The 19,851-nt window shown below is 65.3% G+C and carries 20 protein-coding genes and 2 tRNA genes; 11 read left to right on the forward strand and 11 right to left on the reverse strand.

Annotated elements, in window-relative coordinates:
• Window positions 1–543: 543 nt before the first annotated feature.
• From HALKA_RS0100010 to HALKA_RS0100020, 4 genes are all read right to left on the reverse strand, one after another.
• Complete coding sequence (locus HALKA_RS0100010) at window positions 544–2,382, reverse strand: DUF8148 domain-containing protein (protein ID WP_026190079.1); 1,839 nt, start codon at window positions 2,380–2,382, stop codon at window positions 544–546.
• Window positions 2,383–2,990: 608 nt separating this feature from the next.
• A tRNA-Trp gene (locus HALKA_RS20610) sits at window positions 2,991–3,171 on the reverse strand.
• Between the two features lie 53 nt (window positions 3,172–3,224).
• On the reverse strand, window positions 3,225–3,455 hold the full coding sequence (locus HALKA_RS0100015; RefSeq protein WP_018256059.1) for a DUF5795 family protein: 231 nt from the start codon (window positions 3,453–3,455) through the stop codon (window positions 3,225–3,227).
• A 60-nt stretch (window positions 3,456–3,515) separates the two neighbouring features.
• Entirely contained in the window at window positions 3,516–4,394 is an 879-nt protein-coding gene (locus HALKA_RS0100020) for a DUF5794 domain-containing protein (protein ID WP_018256060.1), read from the reverse strand.
• A gap of 25 nt (window positions 4,395–4,419) precedes the next feature.
• On the opposite strand from HALKA_RS0100020, the gene HALKA_RS0100025 reads away from it, so the two are divergent.
• The 6 genes from HALKA_RS0100025 to HALKA_RS0100050 all read left to right on the forward strand — a co-directional run bounded on the left by HALKA_RS0100025 (window position 4,420) and on the right by HALKA_RS0100050 (window position 10,156).
• Window positions 4,420–4,659 carry a hypothetical protein gene (locus HALKA_RS0100025; RefSeq protein ID WP_018256061.1) on the forward strand — a complete coding sequence of 80 codons (240 nt, stop codon included), beginning with the start codon at window positions 4,420–4,422 and terminating at the stop codon, window positions 4,657–4,659.
• Window positions 4,660–4,844: 185 nt separating this feature from the next.
• The gene (guaB, locus tag HALKA_RS0100030) at window positions 4,845–6,329 is read left to right on the forward strand and encodes an IMP dehydrogenase (RefSeq protein WP_018256062.1); all 1,485 of its coding nucleotides are present in this window, start codon (window positions 4,845–4,847) and stop codon (window positions 6,327–6,329) included.
• A gap of 64 nt (window positions 6,330–6,393) precedes the next feature.
• The gene (locus HALKA_RS0100035; protein ID WP_018256063.1) at window positions 6,394–7,125 is read left to right on the forward strand and encodes a prephenate dehydrogenase/arogenate dehydrogenase family protein; all 732 of its coding nucleotides are present in this window, start codon (window positions 6,394–6,396) and stop codon (window positions 7,123–7,125) included.
• On the forward strand, window positions 7,122–8,534 hold the full coding sequence (locus HALKA_RS0100040; RefSeq protein ID WP_018256064.1) for a small ribosomal subunit Rsm22 family protein: 1,413 nt from the start codon (window positions 7,122–7,124) through the stop codon (window positions 8,532–8,534). The genes HALKA_RS0100035 and HALKA_RS0100040 overlap by 4 nt, the downstream gene beginning before the upstream one ends.
• A 62-nt stretch (window positions 8,535–8,596) precedes the next feature.
• Window positions 8,597–9,388, forward strand: a complete 792-nt coding sequence (gene surE, locus HALKA_RS0100045) for a 5'/3'-nucleotidase SurE (protein WP_018256065.1) — start codon at window positions 8,597–8,599, stop codon at window positions 9,386–9,388.
• 177 nt (window positions 9,389–9,565) lie between these two features.
• The gene (locus HALKA_RS0100050) at window positions 9,566–10,156 is read left to right on the forward strand and encodes a GNAT family N-acetyltransferase (RefSeq protein ID WP_018256066.1); all 591 of its coding nucleotides are present in this window, start codon (window positions 9,566–9,568) and stop codon (window positions 10,154–10,156) included.
• Between the two features lie 81 nt (window positions 10,157–10,237).
• Here the strand turns inward: HALKA_RS0100050 and HALKA_RS0100055 are convergent, their stop codons facing one another.
• Window positions 10,238–11,011: an HFX_2341 family transcriptional regulator domain-containing protein gene (locus tag HALKA_RS0100055; protein ID WP_026190080.1), complete on the reverse strand. Its 774-nt coding sequence runs from the start codon at window positions 11,009–11,011 to the stop codon at window positions 10,238–10,240.
• Between the two features lie 137 nt (window positions 11,012–11,148).
• On the opposite strand from HALKA_RS0100055, the gene HALKA_RS0100060 reads away from it, so the two are divergent.
• On the forward strand, window positions 11,149–11,535 hold the full coding sequence (locus tag HALKA_RS0100060) for a winged helix-turn-helix domain-containing protein (RefSeq protein ID WP_018256068.1): 387 nt from the start codon (window positions 11,149–11,151) through the stop codon (window positions 11,533–11,535).
• Window positions 11,536–12,239: 704 nt separating this feature from the next.
• Here HALKA_RS0100060 and HALKA_RS0100065 read toward each other — a convergent pair.
• The gene (locus HALKA_RS0100065) at window positions 12,240–12,551 is read right to left on the reverse strand and encodes a cyclin family protein (protein ID WP_018256069.1); all 312 of its coding nucleotides are present in this window, start codon (window positions 12,549–12,551) and stop codon (window positions 12,240–12,242) included.
• A gap of 25 nt (window positions 12,552–12,576) precedes the next feature.
• Window positions 12,577–12,732, reverse strand: a complete 156-nt coding sequence (locus HALKA_RS20615) for a hypothetical protein (protein ID WP_155119334.1) — start codon at window positions 12,730–12,732, stop codon at window positions 12,577–12,579.
• Here HALKA_RS20615 and HALKA_RS0100075 point away from each other — a divergent pair.
• Window positions 12,715–12,798, forward strand: a tRNA-Leu gene (locus HALKA_RS0100075). The genes HALKA_RS20615 and HALKA_RS0100075 overlap by 18 nt on opposite strands.
• A gap of 388 nt (window positions 12,799–13,186) precedes the next feature.
• On the opposite strand, the gene HALKA_RS0100080 is transcribed toward HALKA_RS0100075, so the two are convergent.
• A complete protein-coding gene (locus HALKA_RS0100080; RefSeq protein ID WP_018256071.1) occupies window positions 13,187–13,414 on the reverse strand; it encodes a DUF7385 family protein in 228 nt (75 codons plus the stop codon).
• A gap of 96 nt (window positions 13,415–13,510) precedes the next feature.
• Here HALKA_RS0100080 and cobT point away from each other — a divergent pair, with 96 nt between their 5' ends.
• From cobT to HALKA_RS0100095, 3 genes are all read left to right on the forward strand, one after another.
• On the forward strand, window positions 13,511–14,521 hold the full coding sequence (gene cobT, locus HALKA_RS0100085; RefSeq protein WP_018256072.1) for a nicotinate mononucleotide-dependent phosphoribosyltransferase CobT: 1,011 nt from the start codon (window positions 13,511–13,513) through the stop codon (window positions 14,519–14,521).
• 72 nt (window positions 14,522–14,593) lie between these two features.
• Entirely contained in the window at window positions 14,594–15,403 is an 810-nt protein-coding gene (dacZ, locus tag HALKA_RS0100090) for a diadenylate cyclase DacZ (protein ID WP_018256073.1), read from the forward strand.
• Entirely contained in the window at window positions 15,403–16,191 is a 789-nt protein-coding gene (locus HALKA_RS0100095; protein WP_018256074.1) for a mechanosensitive ion channel domain-containing protein, read from the forward strand. Before dacZ ends, HALKA_RS0100095 begins: the two co-directional genes overlap by 1 nt.
• Here the strand turns inward: HALKA_RS0100095 and HALKA_RS0100100 are convergent.
• The 3 genes from HALKA_RS0100100 to HALKA_RS0100110 are packed head-to-tail and all read right to left on the reverse strand — an operon-like array spanning window position 16,188 to window position 19,707.
• Window positions 16,188–17,729, reverse strand: coding sequence for a class I adenylate-forming enzyme family protein (locus tag HALKA_RS0100100; protein ID WP_018256075.1), 1,542 nt, complete (start codon window positions 17,727–17,729; stop codon window positions 16,188–16,190). The genes HALKA_RS0100095 and HALKA_RS0100100 overlap by 4 nt on opposite strands.
• Window positions 17,723–18,760, reverse strand: a complete 1,038-nt coding sequence (locus HALKA_RS0100105; protein ID WP_018256076.1) for a mandelate racemase/muconate lactonizing enzyme family protein — start codon at window positions 18,758–18,760, stop codon at window positions 17,723–17,725. Before HALKA_RS0100105 ends, HALKA_RS0100100 begins: the two co-directional genes overlap by 7 nt.
• Window positions 18,757–19,707 carry a 1,4-dihydroxy-2-naphthoate polyprenyltransferase gene (locus tag HALKA_RS0100110; RefSeq protein ID WP_018256077.1) on the reverse strand — a complete coding sequence of 317 codons (951 nt, stop codon included), beginning with the start codon at window positions 19,705–19,707 and terminating at the stop codon, window positions 18,757–18,759. Before HALKA_RS0100110 ends, HALKA_RS0100105 begins: the two co-directional genes overlap by 4 nt.
• Between the last annotated feature and the right edge of the window lie 144 nt (window positions 19,708–19,851).

Raw genomic sequence — 19,851 nt, forward strand, 5'->3', positions numbered from 1 at the left:
GCAGACTCTGCCCAGTCGTCGATCGCTTTTTCTTGCTTGGGAACTGTCCACTCGTCTTCGTGCCAGCTTTCGATAATTACCCAGTTTTCTGATTTCGGAGAGTATCCCACGACGTGGGCTTTCTCATTCCGTTCATTAGCCATAGAGATGGCGACACAAACGGGTTCTCCCTCGAGCATCAGAATAGAAAGCGGAGGGCCTTGTTTAGACGCAGTACAAATCGGCTCTTGCAGCGTATGCTCCGCGAACAGATCGACACGATGAGGCACTCAGGACAGGTTTTAGATCAACCGCAACGGCCCGTGACTCGCCGGTTGAGGAGCGTCTAAACACGGCCAAAGCGGAGTCAGTATAGCACCGTCCATTTCAGAATTAGCAAGAACATCTGCTTCTTCTAACGACAGTGGCCGTGAAGGTAGGGAATCAATGGTTCTTGAATTTGAATCTGACATATTCAATCGATCAATCGATAGGATCTATCTTAAAGATGATTCTATGCGTGGTGGAAGTAGAACTATAAGGTAGAACCGTACAGCGTTCGGTTCAGCCCCAGACATCAACGATAGGAGGATCGTTTTCTCGATCTACTACAGACATATCATCACTGTCGTCGGTACAATCCTCGAAAGCCTCGAGGTCCCGTTGACCGTCACCCAGCTGGTCGCTGGGGAGGTCCCAGTACGCATAGGCACCGATGTAGTCGACGACGCAGCGGAACGTGGCTTCCTCGGGAAGCGTTGAACGCACCTGCGGCTGTTCCACGTCGGAGATCACCCGCTCAACGGCAGCGTCGAGATCGTCGAGATTGTCCCACTGCCGACGCGCGAGGTCGTCGCGTATTTCGCTCTCACTTGCCGCTTGTACGGAGTCGAGCGAACACCAGCGGACGGCTTCGCGCACGTCGGGGTCCTCTGTATGGTCGTTCGGATCGATCCCTTCGGTGATCGACTCCGAACAGGACCAGAAGCGCCGGTTCGTCGCCCAGTACAGCGCGAGCTTCCACGTCGCCGCTTTGTCGGCGTACGACTCTCTGCCGTCGTTGCCCGCCTCGAAGGACTCCGTGGCGTCGAGCAACGAGCCGAACGTCGCGCTGAGGTACTTCCCGAGGTACGCGCCAGCTGTAGATTCCATTTCGTGGCCGTCGTCACCGAACTCAATCAGCTCGTGCGACCGAGTGCGTTCGCGCACCCAGTCTTCGCTGTGATCGTGGTCGCCGAAGCGGTACCAGTCGACGAAGCCCTCGTCGCTCTGGAACTCGGGTTCTAGGTCGTCGAGGTCGTCGCGGTAGGTCAGCGGATACACGTCAACAATCTCGCCTTGGCCGTAGTCGGCCCACTTCGCTGCCAGCTCGGGCTTGTCGCACAGCCACGGCATTCCGTTGGACTCGCGGGTGGGTACATCGAAAAACAGCACATGGACGTGGGGATAGCCCTTCTCGGTGAACTCTAAGGCCTTGATGTAGTCCGGGCGCTCTCGCGGTCGCCCGGTCACATCGTCGGCGAGATCGGGCCGCCAGCCGGATACGTCCTCATTTCGCGTGTCGGCTTTCGTCGACGGGTCCGAATCCAGATACGACAGCAGACGGTTGAAATTCGGATTGATCGTGTCGATACCATCGAGTAGGGACGCCTGCCGTTTGGGATCAGTCGTGAACGTGGCGACAGCGGCGTTGGCGGCGTGTTCGTAGGCCCATTCGAGCGCGTCGTTGAAGCGCGCGAACTGCTTCGAGACTCGGCCCTGGTCATTGAAACGGGTCTTGTAGTCCTTCGTCATCCGGCGGTTGGTCTCGCCACCAGTCCGACCCACGAAGTGAACGTCGAACAGCAGTCGGTAGTCTTTGATCCGATTCAGGTAGGATGTAAAACCGTCTTTCAGCAACTCCCGCAGGTCATCGTCTACAGAATCGACACGAGAGAGGTAGTTACGTAGAAACTCACGGTCATACGTTAGGCCCTCTGTCTGAGCCGTTTGAGTAATGCCTTCTGTAATCAAGTCAAGAAGGCGGAGGGTTGGTGTCACCATCAGAACGCCAGAGGAACGGGATTTTCGCACGTACGGCTGTTCGGGAGCTACGAGGTCATCGATAAACCGATATACAAACTGGTAGTCGGAATCAGAGCCGTCGACACGCTCGCAGGCCTCTGGCGAGACGCCTTTGATTACATACGAAACGACATGTGAGAGTGGCGTACCCTCTGGATGAGCCGCTATGAACTTCGCAACGCGAACTCGGTCAGTATCGCGTTCTGTAAGTGTACCGTCGATCAGTGGTCCGTGACCGAGGAGATCGCGTTCGTCAAGAAAGTCTGCCAGTACGGGAGTGTTACATCTATCGGCGAGGTCGAGGCCACCCAAATGTCCGGGCGGCTCGACAACGCTCATTTTCGACCATCGGGCTGAGCTGCGTGATCAGTGTCGTACTGCGCATCCCGCTGACGATACCCCTCACCCTCCGGGTTCGGGGAGAACGCTTGGGCTTCCGGGTCGACCCGCGAGGGGTCGCTTCCAGTTGGTCGAGCTGGTGCAGAGGTCGATTGGCGCTCGACCTCTGTTCCGGGATGCTCGCTTCGCTGCGCTTCCGGGCGGACCAGCTCTCCCGCGCCCTCGCTCGTGTTGTCGATCGAGGGTACGCGGTAACAGCTCTTGCACCGATTCGCTCTCGTCGCTGGATGGTCCTTCCTGTTGATGCAATTCGAGTTGCAGAGAGGACACCGATACTGGATATAAGAGGACCAGTCGATCACTGTTGACCACCTTCCTCAACCGCCTCGACCGCTCGTCGAACTTCGTCGTCAGTTGCTTCGAGGAGTCGGGACGCTCGAACGAACTCATCACGAGGATAGGGCCACTCGTCGGGGGAGAGCTGACGCTCTCTAGTCACCGACGATCACCCGAATTACCAGAAATTTGACTATGATTTTCGGCCTTTCTGAGAGTGCCGAAAACAGCGCCTACATGTCTGCTACCTTTAGAAAACTTGAAGGACGCTATGGGGTCGGAGGGATTTGAACCCCCGATCGGCTGATATCTCCGGTGTGTGCCTCGGAACTCCAGAGGGTCATCAACGCGAGCCGATGATCAGTCGGCCGCTCAGTATATCAACCCTGGAGTGTCGTCACCGGGCACGTTGCCTCTGGAGTCAGCCGCCTTCCCGGACTAGGCCACGACCCCGCACTCCGGCGTAAGCCCACCTGTATGAAAGGGGTTACGGTTGCGTCCGGAGGTTAGTCGTCGCGATCGGTCTCGCTCCAGTCGCAGTTCTGACACTTGAAGCCGGTGACGAACTCCGTGATACCGGGCATGTAGCCGACCGAGAGCACGTCTCCGCCGCAGTCGGGGCACGATCGGTCGGCGTCATCGATCGCTTCGGCGTCCATGACGTCGTCGTCTTCGATCAACTCGGCGAGCGACTCGGGTGTGACCATGCGGCCCTGCACGACGCGGTTGTCAGCCATAGCAACAACGGGGGCGCTGAGCAACCTAAGGGTTGTCACTTCGTGTCGCGCCGAGCGCGGTCAGAGCCAGGGCGCGCGGTCGTCGTCGTCGTCGACCGTCGGGTGGGAGCTGGCGTCGGTGGTGTCATGGTCGACCCCCTGGGACGCGCCGCCGTCGGCGAAGGCAGCGGTCACGTCGACGGCGTCGGGCTCGTAGTGCTCGTCGCGTTCGCGAGCGCGCTGTGGGTCCAGCGAGAGCAGCGTCGTGACCGCGAGGACGGCCAGTGAGACCGGTGCCTCGACCGACGTGAGGATGCTGATCGGCAGCACGCCCAGTGCGACGGCACTCCCGAAGCGGAAACGATCGATGTCGACGGCGTTGCGGAGCCACGGCGCGCCGACGGCGGCGGCGAGTGCGAACGCGACGCCGACGCCGGCAGCGGCGGCGGCTCTGAGCATGAGTTCGGGATCGGTCTGGACCACCAGCGAGAAGCCGGAGGCGTTGACGCTGGCGACGAAGCCGATGAGCAGGATCATCGACGGGCGCGGGAGCCAGTCGCCGATCTTCGCGCTGGCGGTCCGGCCGGCGATAGCGAGGATGATGATCGCCGCGAAGCGCTCGAAGACGACGGGATCGAGGACCGTCTGGATCGTCGGCGCGAGGGCGGCGACCACGACGGAGCCTGCGATCACGATCGCACCGACCGCGAGGATCGGAGTGGCGACCTCCCTGGGAGAGCCTTCCATCTCGGCGAGGATCACGGCGAGGGTGGCAGAGCCACCGAAGACCAGCAGGCCGACTTCGATGATGCCGGTCACCGACGCGAGTCCGCCAGCGAGGACGACGGCGGCGAAGACGCCGTCCAGCAGCGGGAGCAACATGACCGTCGCGAGCAGGCGGGTGGTACCACCGACGCGTCGCTCCAGCGCGAGCGCGACCGGATGTTGGGAGCTACTCATTTCGTGCTACAGTCTGCCCTCACCCGTGGGCGTCGGGTACTCGCTGCGTGGGGACGGTACTGCCGACGGCTGGAACGGCATCGTCCAACCGTTCGGGGACCGCATATTCCACCCCTTCGAGAACCCCTCGAAGCCTGTGTCTCCCATAAACCAGTTTGTGACAACCACGGAGTCGGTGGTCTGTCGACGAACGGAACCAGCGCTGGGAGACACAGCACAGTTCATGTTCATCATTATCTTTTGTCAGCGGATAAACGTTGTGTGAGATTGCGACTCATACACAACGGACGATAGGAGATGTCAGCGTCTGGATGGAGATTGTCCACGTTTCACACTCGATAGTTTCCATTTTTAGAGTGGGGCTCTCGTCGCGCCGTCTGCGTGTGACACCGATCGGCACTCGGGAGCAAATCTCGGAACGTTTTTCAGCACACGTCTGCCACCCTTGACATGGCGAACGAGTCCGAACCCTTCTCGGAGAAGCTCCGCGTTCCGGAAGCCCTGACGTTCGACGACGTACTGCTACGGCCCAAAGAGTCCCGCGTCGAGCCGGACGAGGCCGACACGGCCACACGCGTCTCGACGAACGTGGAACTGAACGTTCCGGTCCTCTCGGCGGCGATGGACACGGTCACCGAGGGCGACATGGGCATCGCGATGGCCCGACACGGTGGCCTCGGCGTCCTCCACCGCAACATGGACATCGAGACGATGTTCGAAGAGATCGAGCGCATCAAGCGCGCCGACGAGCTGATCATCCGCGACGTGGTCACGGCCTCGCCGGACCAGACCGTCCGCGAGGTCGACGAGATGATGGACCGACGCGGCGTCTCGGGCGCGCCGGTCGTCGGCGACGACGACGAGGTGCTGGGGATCATCTCCGCCACCGACATCCGCCCCTACCTCGAAGTCGGCGAGGATGATCTCGTCAGCGAGGCCATGACCGACGAGGTCGTCACCGCACCCGAAGACGTGACGGCGCGCGAGGCCCTGGAGCTGATGTACGAGCACAAGATCGAGCGCGTCCCAATCGTCGAAGACGGCGACCGCCTCATCGGCCTCGTGACGATGCAGGGCATCCTCCAGCGCCGCGAGTACGATCAGGCCGCTCGCGACGGCGACGGCGCACTGGTCGCCGGGACGGCAGTTGGCCCGTTCGAACTCGATCGTGCGCGCGCCGCAGACGAGGCTGGCGTCGACGTGCTCTTTATCGACTGTGCTCACGCGCACAACCGCAACGTCATCGACAGCGCTCGCGAGATCGAGGCGGAGGTCGACGCCGACGTGGTCGTGGGCAACATCGGGACCCGCGAGGCCGCCCAAGATGTCGTCGACTTCGCCGACGGCGTCAAGGTCGGCATCGGTCCGGGATCGATCTGTACGACCCGCGTCGTCACCGGTGCGGGCATGCCCCAGATCACCGCCGTCTCGCAGGTCGCCGACGTGGCCAGTCAGCACGACGTGCCGGTGATCGCCGACGGCGGTATCCGCTACTCCGGGGACGCGATCAAGGCGATCGCCGCCGGTGCGGACGCGGTGATGCTCGGTTCCTACTTCGCAGGCACCGACGAGGCCCCCGGCCGCGTCATCACGATGAACGGCAAGAAGTACAAGCAGTACCGCGGCATGGGATCGGTCGGCGCGATGAACGAGGGCGGCGGCGAGCGCTACCTCAAGGAAGAGGAAGAAGGCGAGGAGTTCGTCCCAGAGGGCGTCGAGGCCGCGACGCCGTACAAGGGATCGGTCCAGTCGGAGCTCCACCAGCTCGTCGGCGGGATGCGCTCTGGCATGGGGTACGTCGGCGCGGAGACGATTCCGGAGTTCAAGGACCGCTCGGAGTTCGTCCGCGTCTCCGCGGCGGGCCAGCAGGAGAGTCACCCCCACGACGTGATGATCACGGACGAAGCGCCCAACTACAGCCCCGACAGCAACTGATCGACGCGCCCGGCGATGTAGCGGACCGAACTGCTTTTGAGCGGTCGTTGGCTACCCCGTGCCAATGAGAGTCCTCGTCGTCGGCGCGGGAGCGATGGGACGGTGGTTCGCTGACAGCGTCGCGACGGCCGACGACGAGATCGCGTTCGTCGACGCCGACGAGACGGCGGCGACGGCGGCGGCCGACGCGCTCGGCGGTCGCGCGCTGACACCGCCCGTCGAAGAGCGCTTCGACCTCGTCTGTGTCGCCGTCCCGCTCCCGGCGGCTGCGAGCGTGATCGAGGAGTACGCCGATCGCGCGGACCGGGCGATCTGTGACGTGACTGGAAGCATGCGCGATCCGATCGACGCGATGCGAGCACACGCCCCCGAGATCGAACGCGTCAGCCTCCACCCGCTGTTTGCGCCGGAGAATGCGCCCGGCAACCTCGCAGTGGTGACCGACGCCGACGGTCCCATCGCCGAGACGATCCGCGATCGGCTCACGGCGCGGGGCAACGAACTGGTCGCGACGACGCCGGCCGAGCACGACGAGGCGATGGAGACGGTGCAGGCACGCGCCCACACGGCCGTGCTGGCGTTCGCGCTCGCGGCCGAGGACGTTCCCGACACGTTCCAGACGCCGATCTCCGAGGCGCTGTTCGACCTCGTCGAGCAGCTGACCGACGGCGAAGCGCGGGTCTACGCCGACATCCAGGCGGCGTTCGAGGGAGCCGACGACGTGGCGGCCGCCGCACGACAGATCGCGCGGGCCGACGACGAGACGTTCACCGAACTGTACGAGAGCCTACAATGAACGACGAGACGAGAGATTCGATCCGCTCGAACGCGAAGTACCTCCGCCAGGTCCGCCCGATCGATCCCGAGGAGATCTGTGAATACGTCGACGGTCGGCCCCACCCCGCCGTGGTTCGACGAGTCCTCCGAGAGGAGGCGTTCGATCTGGGGCTGGTCGAACGCGAGGACGGGACGTTCGAACCGATCGGCGACGAACCGCTGTCGCCCGCCTTCGAGGGAGTCGACGCGCTGCCGGCCGAGCACGTCCGCCGACTGGAGGACCTGCTCGTCGAGCGCGAGGGCGTCGGCTGGCCCGACGGCGAGAGCGGCGACCGGCTCCGCGACCGCATCCGGGCGATCAAAGAGCGGTACCTCCGGCAACAGCCCGTCGAGTACGACGACCTGACGGCGCTGGCGTACGCGATCTACCACCTGCCCGACTACTACGCCGTCACGCAGTACGTGATCGCGGACCTCCTGAGCGACGGGCTCCTCGACAGGCGGATTCGCGTCCTGGACGTGGGTGCCGGCGTCGGCGGCCCGGCGCTGGGGCTGCTCGACCTGCTGGGCGAGGAGTGTCTCGTCGACTACCACGCCGTCGAGCCGAGCGCGGCGGCGGACGTGCTGGGGGCGATGCTCGAAACGACGCCCCCGAGCGTCCAGACGACGATCCACCGGACGACCGTGGAGTCGTTCGAGCCCGACGACCAGTTCGATCTGGTGGTCTGTGCCAACGTCCTGAACGAACTCGACGAGCCGGCGTCCGTCGTCGAGCGGGCGCTCGACTGGCTGGCTCCGGCGGGGTCGCTGGCGGCGATCGAACCGGCCGACAGGAACACCGCGATCGGGCTCCGCGAGATCGAGCGGGCCGTCGCCGACGACGGGCCGGCGACGGTGTACAGCCCGACAGTCCGGCTCTGGGCCCACGAGTCTCCGACCGGCGAGTCGTGGTCGTTCGACGTACGACCCGACATCGACGTGCCGCCCTTCCAGCGCCGGCTGGACGAGGGTGCGAGCGGCCCGGACTACCAGCCCGGCGAGTTCGTCAACGTCGACGTGCAGTACGCCTACTCGATCCTGCGGACCGACGGACGGACCGCCATCGACGCCCGCGGGAACCGCTCGCGGGTCGCGAAGATGGCCGAGGCCGACTCCTACGTCACCGACCGGATCAACCTGCTGGGCGTGAAGCTGAGCGGCGATCTCACCGAGGCGGGCAATCCCCTCTACCTGATCGGCGACGGGAGCCAGTCGACGGACCACTTCGCCGTCCTCACCGAGGCGTCGATCCTCAACGAGGATCTCCGCGACGCCGACTACGGCGACCTCCTCCTCTTGGAGAACGCGCTGGTGCTCTGGAACGACGACGAGGGCGCGTACAACGTTGTCGTCGACGGCGAGACCGTCGTCGACCGCGTGCCGGCGTAGCCGATCGACCGAGCGGCTGCCGCCGCCGGAGTGTTTTTCCCGCTCTCGGCCCGACGGAACGTATGAACGACGAGCCGTCGATCCTCCTGACCAACGACGACGGGATCGACAGCGTCGGTTTCCGGGCGCTGTACGACGCACTGACCGAGGTGGGATCGGTGACGGCAGTGGCACCGAAGAGCGATCAGAGCGCGGTCGGGCGCGCGATCTCACACGAAGTCCCGGTCCACCAGCACGAACTGGGCTACGCCGTCGAGGGCACGCCGACCGACTGCGTCGTCGCCGGCACCGAGTCGCTGGTCCCCGAAACGGACCTCGTCGTCGCCGGCTGCAACCGGGGTGCGAACCTCGGTGCCTACGTTCTCGGACGGTCGGGAACCGTCAGTGCCGCCGTCGAGGCGACCTTCTTCGACGTGCCCGCGATCGCCGTCTCGATGTACATCCCGGTCCGCGAGGACGCGGCCTTCGCCGATGTCGAGGAGAACTACGACAGCTACGGCGAAGCAACCCGCGCCGCGAGCTATCTCGCCGATCACTCGATGAGCGCGGGCGTCTTCGAACAGTGTGACTATCTCAACGTCAACGCGCCGGTCGCCGACCGTGGTCCCGCAGAGATGGCGATCACCGAGCCGTCACGCGTCTACCAGATGGGAGCCGAGCGAAACGGCGAGACCGTGACCCTCCACGACCGGATCTGGGAGCGGATGGCCGAGGGCGACATCCCCGATCCGGAGGGGACCGACCGCCGGGCCGTCGTCGACGGCAAGGTCAGCGTCTCGCCGCTGACGGCCCCGCACACGACCGAACACCACGAGGCACTGGACGGACTCGCCGAGACCTACGACCGCTCGTGATGCTGCCGGCTGTAAGTCTGTACAGAATTTCGCGATCCCGTGGTCGCGAATATCTTGAAACAGTTACAGCCGGCAGTATGAAACGGGACGCGATCCGCGAGGAACTGACCGCGCTTCGATGACTCGGCGCACTCGATCTGTGGCAATTTAAGCGGCCACGGTCGATAGGGCGACACGATGAGCACCATCCGACGCGCTCGCCCCGACGACGCGACCGCGTGTGCGGACATCTACGCACCGTACGTCCGCGACTCGGCGGTCTCCTTCGAGGAGACGGCACCCGCCAGCGGGGAGATGAGAGATCGTCTCCGTGCGACCCTCGAAACGTACCCGTGGCTGGTGTGTGAACGCGAGGATCGAGTGGTCGGCTTCGCGTACGCCAGCGACCACCGGGACCGAACGGCCTACCAGTGGAGCGTCGAGCTCTCGATCTACGTCGACGGCGATCACCGCCGCGCCGGGATCGCGACCGCCCTCTACGAGTCGCTGTTCGCTGTGCTAGGCGAGCAGGGGTTCTACAACGGGTACGCCGGTGTGACACTACCGAATCGGGCGAGCGTCGAGTTCCACCGGGAGATGGGGTTCGAGCCCGTCGGAACGTACGAGAACGTCGGATACACTGCCGGGGAGTGGCAGGACGTGCAGTGGTGGCGCACACAGCTGCGCCACCCCGAGGACGACCCGGAGCCGCCAGTACCGTTCTCGGCGTTCCCGACCGCGCAGTTCGAGGCAGCCGTCACCGCGGGCGTCGACTCGCTCGACGCCTGATCCCGATTTTGACGACGGATCTGAGCGTCCGCTCTCACCGGGCAGTCCAGCGACCCGCCCAGCGACGAGACCGTCCCGCGCTCACTCGCCGTCCGACTCGGCGGGCAGCTTGTGCCGGAACGCCCGTAACGCGTTCCCCCCCGTCTCCGTCAGCGAGATCCGTTTGGTCCGTCCGACCGACTCGACGGCGACGTAGCCGTCTTCGAGGAGCGGCTCGACGATGCGGTTGTTCAGCAGTGCGAACTTCGCTTTGTCGTTGGCCGGGTCCGAGTCGCTGATGAACGCCAGCCCCTCCCGCTCGGCGAAGTCGATGAGCTCGCTCTTGTTCGGCGTGTGTGCAGCAGTATCGTGCTCGTCGACGTAGTTCAGTATTCGAACCTGGTCCGTCGTCGGCGTCTCCAGGGGATACGACGGGAGCTGCTCGGCCATGATCGTCTCGCCGGTCTGTGGCGTCTCGGCCACCGGGTGGAGGTGCTCGGCCGTCCGAACGTGGTAGCCGCTCGCGTCCGTCGCCATGCACGCCAGTGCAGCGCCGACGGTCGCGAGCTTCGGACCGCTGGAGACGTTCACCCGGACGATGTCTCCCTGGTGCTCGTCGATGAGGGTCGTGATCCGGCCCAGTACGTCGTACACGTCGTCGAGGTCGGTCTCGTGGTACGCCAGCGCGACGCCGTGGTCGGTGAGTTCCCGCTCCAGGCGCTCGTGGTACGCGGTCGTCTCCAGTTCACTGTCGGTCAACAGGTGGAGCGTGTCGACCCCGTACTCGACGACCGGGTCGCCGATGCGGTCGTACTCGTAGCCCAGCGGTGCGATGTGTACCTCCTCGACAGAACGAAGCGAATCCGAGCCGTGCATGTCTGGTACGTGTGTGCCTTCGATCGCTTCGTACAAATAGTTACAATAGTATCGATAGTTCAAATAGTATCGTAATAAACATGAATACGTGTTCGGAGCAACACCGAGTCGGGGCGCACGCGCGCCCGGATACATCGATGAGTAACTTCCCCGCTACCGATTGCCCGCTGTCTGGCCGCCACTCCGAGGAGACGGACGATACAACTCGCCCGACGGTTCCCGACGGGCAGGACCTGCTCGAACTGGTCGGCGATCCGTACACGTTCGACATACTGGACGCGATCGCCGACGAACCGATGGAGGCCCAGGAGATCGCCGAGACCACCGACGTGTCACAGCCGACGGTGTATCGTCGACTGCGACGGCTCTACCGGGCTGGCATCGTCGATACGGAAGTGAGCGTCGACGGGTCGAGCAACCACCCCACGCAGTTCGGGCTGGCCGTCACGCGCGTCACGCTGGTGATCGAGGACGACGGTATCGGTGTCGACGTCGAGTCTGCCGACGAACGGACAGCAGAGTGAACGAGTCCGGTGGTACCGACGCCCTCGCTACTCGACCGTGTTCGGGCCCATAACTTACATTACACGGCCTTGTTTAGACGCAGTACAAATCGGCTCTTGCGGCGTATGCTCCGCGAACAGATCGACACAATGAGGCACTCAGGACAGATTTTAGACAACCGCTACGGTCCGTGACTCGCCGATCGAGGAGCGTCTAAACACGGCCCATTACACTGTTTCGTGTACTTTACCGGTTTCTCGGTACGTGGGCTCATCTTTCCACCGAGCCAATAGGCTTGGTAGTGTTCAGAGGGTGGTGTTCAGATAAGAAATCAGGATCAGAAACCTCGAAGCACCGAAAGCCCTCGCGCAGTTGCGGTCCCGCGACTCGCTGCGCTCCAGTCGGTGCTTGCATCGTCGGGGTTCCCGCAACTGCGCTCGCCCTTTCATCCACCAGAGTCTAGACGGCTCAACGGCCGAATCCTGGCGTCTGTGCGAACAGGGTGAGCACAGGCTCAGGAGAGCGTGCTCTCCTGGCGGATAAAAGGGCGAGTCGTGGTCCGGCATTCTGTGGCGGCACTATCTGAACAAAGTGAAGATATCCGTCACAGAATGCCGGAGCGCGACGAGGGTTTTCGGTGTCTGCACCACTACGCTGACAGTCGCTTCTCTGAACACTACCTTCGTGACCGGCCGAACCTTTCGACGGAGTTCCGACGGCCCGATCACCAGTCCGGAGCGTCCAGCCCGGCGTCTTCGAGCAGTCCTTTCCACCGCTGTTGAATCGTCAACCGAGACACGTCCGCCGCGTCGGCGACGACGCGCTGTGACCGCTCCTGTCCGCTGACCAGCGCACCGACGTAGAGGCTCGCCGCCATCACCGCACGCTTGGAGCGTTCCTCTTCGACCGGCATCGACGAGAGAAACAGGTCGACCGCTCGGGACCGTGCCGTCCCCTCCAGGTCGAGTCGATCTGCCGTCGCTTCGAGATTCTCCAGCCACTCCTCGTGTTCCCGCCGGTCGCTCGCGCGGTACATACACCCGCGTTGGCCCCGATCGAACTTAAACGCTCGTCGATCTGTCGGCGACGATCTCACCGTCGTCGAACGGCTCGACGATCCGGACTCGCTGGCCGACGCCATCCGGGACCGCGCCGGAGAGCGTTAAGTACTTGAAGCGGTCGGGAATAGCCACTCTTGCGCGCGGGTAGCCAAGCACGGAAAAGGCGTAGCGCTTAGGACGCTATCCCGTAGGGGTCCGCCGGTTCAAATCCGGTCCCGCGCATGAGCGAACGGAGTGAGCGAAGAGCAGAATCGGATTTGAGCCCTGGAAGACGATCGAAGCGAGTCTTCGTCCGGTTCAAATCCGGTCCCGCGCATTTCTCTGTGAACGTGCTGGCTGATATAGCAACAATTGAAACGATTTACACACTGATCGCACTGCAGTCGTGCGATTGGGTGTGTATTGATTTTCAATGGCTACTATACTATCGGCTGTCTATCTGTGACCGATTTCCCCACCCCGAGGTGGCGAACCTCGCCGTGCAGTGACAGCAAACAGTATGATACGCGTTATCGTGAGCAGTTCTCCTCATACGGTTTATTGTAGTTGCGTACCGGTGATCGTCTACTCCGTGGCGACGATCACCGGTAAATCGCTACAATAATCCGTATCAGGGTTTGTGCGTGAAGATGACGACGTTGCCGTCGTCGATGGTCGTACAGAGGTCGAGATCCATGTCCAGATTGAGCGACGTGAACTCGTTCTTGCAGACGACCATGTCGTCGAACGGCTCTTCGCAGGCCGGGCACGCGACGGCGGTCGTGTTCTGGTACGACGAGATCGCGTCGTTGTCTTCTCTGGGGGTCAGCGACGAGACGAGTTCCTCGAAATCCTCCATACTGATGCGGGCGGTGGCCGCGACAATAAATTGTGGGGCGAACCGACTCGGTCGTAACCGACGCGTTCAAGTCCGCCTGTGCCGGGAACTGATGCAATGAGTACAGACGGTGGCACGCGACTGATCCTCGTCGCTGGTTCGACACGGACGGCCGAGATCGACGGTATCTCTGCGGCCGGGGCCGACGAATCGCTGCTGGCACACACACCCGCTGCCGACGCCGAGATCCTGCGCTACGGCGATGTCGTGCGAGCGCCGGAGGTCCCCCAGAGCCCGACCGGCTGTTTCACGCCCGCCGTCGTCACGCGTGCGGTCGTCGAGTTACTGGACCTGGACGTGACCGTCGTCGACGGCGGGCTCGCCGAGCCGAGCGGTGCGCCGACGGTGACGGTCGGCGCGAGGCCGGGCCGAGACGTTCGCGAGCAGGACCCGGTCCCGTCGGCACCGGGCGCGTTCGAGGCGGCCCGGCAGTACGGCCGCTCGCTGCCCGCCGACGAGGTCGTAATCGGAGAGACGATTCCGGGCGGGACGACGACGGCACTCGGCGTCTTGCGGGCGCTGGGCGAGCGCGGTGGGGTCTCCTCGTCGCTCCCTGAGAACCCGGTCGACCAGAAGGAGTCGGTCGTCGAGGAGGGGCTGACCGCGAGTGCGATCGAACCCGGCGAGGCGGCCGACCAGCCAAAGCGGGCTGTCCGCCGGATGGGCGATCCGGTGCTGGCCGTCGCCGCAGGGGTCGCGATCGGTGCGATCGAGACCGGGCGAGCGGTGACGCTGGCCGGCGGGACCCAGCTGGCGACCGTGGGCGCGCTCTTGCGCCACGCCGGCATCGAGGGGCCGCTGTCGCTCGCGACTACGTCGTTCGTCGACGACGATCCCTCGGCCGACGTTCGCGGACTGGCGGCGGATCTCGACCTCGACCTGACGGTGACCGATCCGGCGTTCGATCGGGCCGACCACGTCGCGATGGAGCGGTTCGTCGCGGGCGAGGCCAAGGAGGGCGTCGGGATGGGCGGTGCGCTGGCACTGGCCGATCGGGCCGAACTCGATCCGGCGGTGGTTCGTGACCGCGTCGCTGCGATCGCCGACGACCTCGCGTTCGAGCCCTGACGGCGGACAGTCGTCTGACTCGCGTCAGACGGCCAGCAAACCTTTTTGACGCACCCCAGCAAAAGGAAAATGATGAACGCGTTGCGCGAGTTCCTCGACGACATCGTCGCCGACACCGACGCGGTGTTTCTGTTCTCTCCGAGCGCGTCGCTGTACCAGTCGTTCGAGGACGACGACACCGAGGTCGTGGTGATCGCTCCGGAAAACACGGTCGACGCGGGGACGTTCGTCGAGTTGCCCCTGGAGTTCACCAACATGGCCGACCGGATTCGCTTCGGTGTCGAAGGTGCGCTCGAACAGGAGTACGTCGAGGAAGACGCCGACGTGGTCTGTATCGGTGACGTGTTCGACGACACGCCGGATTCGATCGTTCGCGTCCAGGTCGCCGAGTTTTCCCCCTCCGGCGTCTACGGGCTGTTCGTCAACTCCCGAGCGGAGCCGTCGGTCATCAACGACGTACTGGACGTGGCCGTCGAACTCGGGAAGAAAGGACAGAAGGGCAAGCCGGTGGGCGCGCTGTTCGTCGTCGGCGACGCCGGCAAGGTGATGAACAAGTCCCGCCCGCTGTCGTACAATCCCTTCGAGAAGTCCCACGTCCACGTCGGCGATCCGATCGTCAACGTGATGCTCAAGGAGTTCTCCCGGCTCGACGGTGCCTTCGTCATCTCGGACGGCGGCAAGATCGTCTCGGCCTACCGGTACCTCGAACCGTCCGCCGAGGGCGTCGACATTCCGAAGGGGCTGGGCGCTCGCCACATGGCCGCCGGTGCGGTCACCCGAGACACCAACGCCATCGCCATCGTCCTCTCGGAGAGTGACGGACTCGTCCGGGCGTTCAAGAGCGGAGAGTTGATACTCGAGGTCGATCCGGAGGAGTACTGATGCAGTTCGACTGGCCGGCGATCGTCCGCAGCCTGTTCTCGCGTGAGGCCGTGACGGCGGTCGCGATCAGTATCCTCGTCCTCGGGGTGTTACTGGCGTATCTCGCGTGGCGGTACATGCACTACTTCCTCAGCGACGCCGGCATCGACGAGGCCGTCGAGGGGACGGCGTTCGAGCGGACGGCCCAGCGGTTCGGAACGTCGACCGTCGGGCTGATCGCCACCCTCGTCGGCATCTCGCTCTACATCGCCGCGATACTGCTCGCCGGGGCCGTCTCACAGCGATTCCGGGACGTGTCGCTGTGGTCTCCGTTCGTCGCCTACCTGCCGAATCTCTTCGTGGCGCTGTTTGCCCTCATGATCGGGCTCATCGCCGGAGACAAGGCGAAGCTCTCGGTCAGCGAGAAGTTCCGGAGCATCAAGTTACCGGAGGCGGAACTGCTCCCCGAACTGGTCAAGTACAGCATCATCTTTCTGGCCGGACTCGTCGCGCTCGGCCAGCTCGGGGTCGCGACGGAGGCGCTGTTGATCCTGCTCGCCGCCTACGCGTTCGGTCTCGTGTTCCTCGGCGGACTGGCGTTCAAACAGCTGCTGTCGGCCGGGGCTGCGGGCGTGTATCTCGTCCTCAGCCAGCCGTACAGCATCGGCGACGAGGTCCGCATCCAGGGCCAGCAGGGCATCGTCCAGGAGGTCGACGTCTTCGTCACCCACATCGAGAGCGAGGGCGAGGAGTACGTCGTCCCCAACGATCAGGTGTTCGCTGGCGGCATCGTCCGGATCCGCGGCTAGTCGTTCCCCGACCGGCCGAGCAGGGCACGCAGCTGCTGTCTGTCGACCGTCCCCGACTGTGTCCTGGGTAGCGCATCGACCAGCGTGACGGTCTTCGGGACGGCGAAGTCCGCGAGATCGTCTGCGACTGCCTCGATCACCGCAGGGGCCGTGAGTTCGTCCGTCACGGGGACGACCGCTGCGGCCACGCGCTGGCCCCACTCCTCGTCCAGGATGCCGACGACCGCCGCGGTTTCGACGGCCGGCAGTCGCTCGATGGTGCGTGCGACGCGTGCCGGCCGGACGTTCTCGCCGCCCGTCACGATCATGTCGTCGGCGCGGCCGACGACGAAACAGCGACCGTCGTCGTCGCGGTAGCCCAGATCACCCGTCCGGAACCCCCGCTCGTCGAAGGCGTCTGCCGTCTGGCTCTCGTCGAGGTAGCCCGGCGTCACTGTCGGTCCCGAGACGACCAGCTCGCCCACTTCACCGGGCCGGCACGGATCGCCGTCGTTCAGGACGGTGACGGTCGTGCCGTCCAGCGGCCGCCCGACGGTCTCGGGCTGTTCGAAGGCCTCTGACGGCGTCGCGGTCGTGATCTGTGACGCCGTTTCCGTCGTTCCGTAGGTGGGGTACACCGGCACCTCGGCGTCCCTGCAACGCTCGATCAGCGCCGGCCGTGCGGGAGCCCCGCCCAGCAGGACGAACCGGAGCCCGTCAGCCGGCCGCCACCCCTCGTCGAGGAGCCGCGTGAGCATCGTCGGGACCAGCGAGACGCCGGTAATCGACGCCGCCCCGAGGACGCGTGCGGTCTCGGCCGGGTCGAACGAACGCTGTAGCACCGTCGCGGTGCCGTACAGCGTCGAGCGGACGATCGGGGCCAGTCCGCCCATGTGGTACATCGGTAGACAGACGAGCCAGCGGTCGCTCGCAGAGACGCCGAGTCGCTGGGCCGAGCCGACGGCGCTGGCGATGAGGTTCCCCCGCGTCAGCCGGACCCCCTTCGGCGTGCCGGTCGTCCCGGAGGTAAAGAGGACGAGCCGGTCGGTACCGGCGTCGGCTTCGGCGGGCGACCCGGCGGGCTCGGCCGGTTCGAAGCGTGCCACGTCTTCGGCCGACGGCTCCCCGATCGAACAGACGGTGGCCTCCGAAGGGGCGACCGCACGGGCCGTCGACTCGGTGGCGGGCGAACAGAGCACCGCGTCGACACCTGCCGTGGCGGCCTGGCGGGCGACGGTCTCGGTCGCCTCGCGGACGTTCAGGGGCACCGCGACACCGTTCCGGCGGGCGATCGCGAACAGCGCCGTCGCGAACGCCGGTCCCGTCGGGAGTACGAGCCCGATCCGGGGCGCTGGCTCGTCGACCAGCGTCGCCAGCCCGCCACGCCACGCCTCGACTCGGCTGTCGAACTCCGCGTAGGTCCACGTGTCCCCGCCGTCCGCGTCGATCAGTGCCGTCGCGTCGGGGGTCGCGCTGGCACGCTCGCACAATAGGTCGTTCGACCGTTCGGGGAGCGGGTTCTCGACTGGCCACTCCTCGGGCTCGGGCAGCGTCACCATCCGACCTCCTCGGGATCGACGCCGAGGCCGTCGCCGTCCGGGACGGCGATGCGGCCGTCGCTCACCGGGGCCGGATCGTCCGTCAGGTCGTCCGCGAGCGCGTCGGCAGTCGCGAGCCCGCAGGGGTCGACGGCCGGAATCGCGGCCGCGACGTGGACCGCCGCCGCCCGCGCGACGGCGGCGTCGATCGTCGTCGTCACCACCGGCTCGATACCCGACTTTCGGGCCCGCATCGCGATCGTGTGGGCGTTTCCGGGGCCGCCAAGCACCATCGGCTTGAGGATCACGGCGTCGACGTCGGCGGCCAGCACCTCGGCCGCCGTGTGCTCGCAAAAGCCCTCGTCGATGGCAACGCCGACGGCCTCGTTCCCGAGGGCTGCGTGGCCGTCGAGATCGGTGGCCGGCAGCGGCTGCTCGACGTAGGAGACGCCCAGCGGGGCGAACGCCTCGAACGCCCGCCGGGCGCTGTCTCGGTCCCACGCGCCGTTGGCGTCGACTCTGATCGTCACGTCGTCTCCGACGGCAGCACGGACCGACCGCACGCGCTCGACATCGTCTTCGACCGAGCGTACGCCGGCTTTCAGCTTCAGGCAGTCGAACCCGTCGTCGACTGCCGCTCTGGCCGCCCGCGTCGTCTCTGCGATGCTCCCGTCGCCGACCGTCGCGTTCACCGGCACCGAACCGGTCTCGGCGTCCGGATCGAACCACCGGGCGAGGGCCACGCCGTCGGCGCGGGCGTCGGCGTCGAGCAACGCCGTCGCGATGCCGTGGCGCGCCGCCGGCACCGTCGCCGCGTCCAGTTCCAGCAACGCCGCGCTGTGGCCACGCTCCGCGTAGATCTCCAGTGCCGTCGTCAGCGCCGCCTCACACTCGTCGAGTGACTCCGTCCAGTCGGGCAACGGCGTCGCCTCGCCGACGCCGACCGCTCCGCGGTGCTCGAACCCGACGACGAATCCCTCTCGGGACTCGATCCGACCGTGGGCAGTCGACAGCGGCGTCGCGAGCGGGAGCGTGAATCGGTTCAGCGTCATGCTGTCAGTGCGAGGCCGAGGGCGAACAGTACCGAGTGGGCGAACACCGTCTGGCCGACCCGTTCGAGGGCCGGATTGAGCGCCTCTCCGTCGGTGCGACGCAGGACCGTCTTCGACACGGAGACCGCAAGCGGCAGCGAGAGGAGCGGGGCCAGCGCCGGGAGCCCGAACGCGCCGTCGAGAGCGAAGCCGATCGGGACGACGTAGGCCATCCCCACGAGCGCCAGGAACTCCAGTCGGCTGAAGCGGTAGCCGAACATGACCGCGAGCGTTCGCTTGCCGGCCTCGGCGTCGGTCTCGCGGTCGCGGACGTTGTTCACGACGAGGATCGCCGTCGAGAGGCCCGCGGCGGGGAGGCTGGCCACCACCGCCGTCGCGAGGCCGATCTCCGAGGGGAGCCACGTCGGGAACAGACCGGCGTCGCTGGTGGCCACCGCCTGGACGTAGTAGCTACCGGTGACGGCCACGACGCCGAAGTAGACGAACACGAACAGGTCCCCCAGTCCGCGATAGCCGTAGGGGTAGGGCCCGCCAGTGTAGAGGATCCCGGCGGCGATACTCGTCAGGCCGACGACGAGGATCGGCACGCCACCGACCGCGACGAGGTAGACGCCGACGACCACCGCGAGTCCGTACGCGGCGGCCATCGCGTACTTGACCTGTCGTGCGGGGATGAGACCGCCCGCGGTCACTCGCGTAAAGCCCTCCCGGTCGTCCGTATCCGCGCCGTTGACCGCGTCGTAGTAGTCGTTCGCGAAGTTCGTCCCGATCTGGAGGAGCAACGCCCCCGCCAGCGCTGCCAGCCACGGAAGCGGCGCGAACACGCCGTCGTGGAGTGCCAGTCCGGCCCCGACGATCACGGGTGCCGAACCGGCCGGCAACGTCTGCGGGCGGGCGGCCATCACCCAGGCTCTCCGTTTGGACACGTCCGCCGTCGCCGTACTCATTGCTCCGTATTCGGGCTGGGAGGCCCAAAGCGACTGCGGTTCGCCCGGGTCGGGAGCGACACGATCGGACGCGGCGTCGCGGTGGGACGCCCCCGTGACACGGATGTCACCCGGTAACTGCAATGTCGCCAAATCGATATATGC

Source organism: Halomicrobium katesii DSM 19301, assembly GCF_000379085.1.
GTDB lineage: Archaea > Halobacteriota > Halobacteria > Halobacteriales > Haloarculaceae > Halomicrobium > Halomicrobium katesii.